The following is a 2936-nucleotide window of genomic DNA, read 5'->3' as shown; positions in this document are numbered from 1 at the left end:
CGTCAGGTTCACGCCGCCGGCCAGAAGCACGTTGAAGGTCTTGGCGCGCGCTTCGCCACCGATCATGACGCCGCCCGCATAGGCGATTTCAGGATCGAAGGAGGCGGCGGTGGTCAGGCTGGAGGGCAGGGCGGTGGCGACATCGCCCTTGCGCTGCTCGACCTGGTTGGCGACGCCCAGGCTGGCGTCTGACTCGCGCAGGTCGGGGATGCCCAGGCGAGGGATGCCGGGGATGTGTCCAGCGGACGGAATCATGTCGGCGACGGGGGCGCCGGGCGTGCGGTCAGCGAACGGGGGGAAGTAGCCGTGAATCAGCTGCAGCTTCTCATCGCGCGTCATCTGACCGACCAGTGCGGTCGCGCGTACAGCGATGGCTTGGGGGTTTGGCGCAGCGGTTTCAGGCGTAGCGGAGTTAGCTGACGCAACGTGCGGGGCGGTCAGCCCTGCCGCCACGACCAGGGCGAACGTGCTGATGAGCATGGATTTTTTAAACATTTAGGCGACCCCCGTCTGTGAACTTGGCGATAACACACACCAGTCAGCCTGAGGGCGAGCGACAGCGTTGACGAAAACCTGTCGGTCATCGTCTTGCACCTTTCAGTTCGTCCGCGAACGGAGCTGAACAGTCACTCAAGAGAAAAGGGCTGCTTGCAGCCAAGGCCGACATCCGCACGGGCTGCCGGTCACTTTCGCTCCCTCAAAATGGAAGGTCTTCGCCTTCTCATGTTCGGAAATAAGCACGCTTTGAGAGCGTTCACAACACAAAACCGCCTTGTTCGCGTCACGTTTGGAAACGTTCACAATCACATGTCGTTTCAACCGCTGTTATGCGGAGCTTGTGCGCCCCGATGGCAGGCGAGGGACGGTGCGAACGTCGGCGGACATGAAATCTACGCCGCGTATGCAGTATCCATCGCTTGCGCCGATCACCGCTCTGACGTGTGAGGTCGCTCTCAGACGAGAGCGAAAACCGTGGCTGCATCCCTGCTTCTGAAGACACGACCCGAACCTGCCGTGACGAGCGAACGCCTGACCCATCTCCAGCGTCTGGAGGCGGAGGCGATCCACATCATGCGCGAGGTGGCGGCCGAGGCCGAACGTCCGGTCATGCTGTATTCGATCGGCAAGGATTCGGCGGTGATGCTGCATCTGGCGCGGAAGGCCTTCTATCCGTCGCGTCCGCCGTTCCCGCTGCTGCATGTCGATACGACGTGGAAGTTCCGCGCCATGTACGAGATGCGCGCCCGCATGGCGGCGCAACTGGGCGTCGAGCTTCTGGTGCATCAGAACCCGGAGGCCGTGGCGCGCGGCATCAACCCGTTCGACCACGGTTCCGCCCTGCATACGGACCTTTGGAAGACGCAGGGGCTGAAACAGGCGCTGGCCCTGCACGGTTTCGATGCGGCGTTCGGCGGCGCGCGGCGTGATGAGGAGAAGTCCCGCGCCAAGGAACGCATCTTCTCGTTCCGCACCGCCGAGCAGGGCTGGGACCCCAAGAGCCAGCGGCCAGAACTCTGGCGGCTGTACAACACCCGCAAACGCCCCGGTGAAAGCATTCGGATTTTCCCGATCTCGAACTGGACCGAGTTGGATGTGTGGCAATACATCCATCTGGAGCAGATCCCGATTGTACCGCTGTATCTGGCGGCTGAACGGCCGGTGGTCGAGCGCGACGGCGCCCTGATCATGGTCGATGATGACCGTTTCCCCTTGCGTCCCGGCGAGACGCCGCAGATGCGTTCGGTGCGTTTCCGCACCCTGGGCTGCTATCCCCTGACCGGGGCGGTTGAGAGCACGGCGGCGACCGTGCCGCAGATCATTCAGGAAATGCTGCTGACCACCACGTCCGAGCGTCAGGGACGGGTGATCGACCACGACCAGTCGGCCTCGATGGAGAAGAAGAAGCGCGAGGGCTATTTCTGATGGCGCACCAGTCCGACCTGATCGCCCGCGACATCGACGCCTATCTGGACGCCCACCAGCACAAGAGCCTGCTGCGCTTCATCACCTGCGGCAGCGTGGACGACGGCAAGTCCACCCTGATCGGACGGCTGCTTTATGATTCCAAGATGATCTTCGAGGATCAGATGGAGGCGCTGGAAGTGGACAGCCGCCGCGTCGGCACCCAGGGCGGCGACATCGACTTCGCCCTGCTGGTCGATGGTCTGGCGGCGGAGCGGGAACAGGGCATCACCATCGACGTGGCCTATCGTTTCTTCTCGACCGAGGCGCGCAAGTTCATCGTCGCCGACACGCCGGGTCATGAGCAGTACACCCGCAACATGGTCACCGGGGCCTCGACCGCCGATGCCGCGGTCATCCTGATCGATGCGCGCCGGGGCGTGCTGACCCAGACGAAGCGGCATTCCTATCTGGTCAGCCTGCTGGGCATTCGGCACATCGTGCTGGCGGTCAACAAGATGGATCTGGTCGGCTGGTCCCAAGCGCGGTTCGACGAGATCGTGGCGGACTATCGCGACTTCGCCGCCCGAATCGGGGTGACCGATTTCCACGCCATTCCCCTGTCGGCCCTGCGCGGCGACAACATCATCGAAGCCAGCCCCCATTCGCCCTGGCATGACGGGCCGCCCTTGATCGAACTGCTGGAGAGGCTGGAGGTCGAGGATGATCTGCAGTTCGATCCGTTCCGCCTGCCGGTGCAGTGGGTCAATCGGCCCAATCTCGATTTCCGGGGCTTCTCGGGCCAGATCGCGTCGGGGACTGTGCGTCCGGGGGATGCAGTGCGCGTGCTGCCGTCTGGCAAGACTTCACGCGTCGCCCGGATCGTCACTGCGGATGGCGACCTGTCGCACGCTGTGGCGGGCCAGTCGGTCACCCTGACCCTGGCCGATGAGATCGACATTTCACGCGGCGACGTCCTGTTCGCCGCCGACGCCCCGCCCGAGGCCGCTGACCAGTTCGAGGCGACGCTGGTC

The 2936-nt window shown here is 63.8% G+C and carries 2 protein-coding genes and 1 pseudogene; 2 read left to right on the top strand and 1 reads right to left on the bottom strand.

Features of this window, described 5'->3' with window-relative positions; all coding sequences use genetic code 11:
• Positions 1-480: pseudogene (locus QZ281_RS15255) on the bottom strand (glycosyl hydrolase); the annotation flags it as partial.
• A 492-nt stretch (positions 481-972) separates the two neighbouring features.
• On the opposite strand from QZ281_RS15255, the gene cysD reads away from it, so the two are divergent.
• Both cysD and QZ281_RS15245 read left to right on the top strand, forming a co-directional pair.
• On the top strand, positions 973-1923 hold the full coding sequence (gene cysD / locus QZ281_RS15250; RefSeq protein ID WP_292229825.1) for a sulfate adenylyltransferase subunit CysD: 951 nt from the start codon (positions 973-975) through the stop codon (positions 1921-1923).
• Positions 1923-2936, top strand: a 1014-nt coding sequence (locus QZ281_RS15245) for a GTP-binding protein (RefSeq protein WP_292229823.1), incomplete at its 3' end; no start/stop codon positions are given. The genes cysD and QZ281_RS15245, both read left to right, overlap by 1 nt.

The sequence above is a fragment of the Brevundimonas sp. genome, from assembly GCF_018608325.1.
In the GTDB taxonomy this organism is placed as follows: Bacteria; Pseudomonadota; Alphaproteobacteria; order Caulobacterales; family Caulobacteraceae; genus Brevundimonas.
This window is presented reverse-complemented; position numbering and strand designations above follow the sequence as displayed.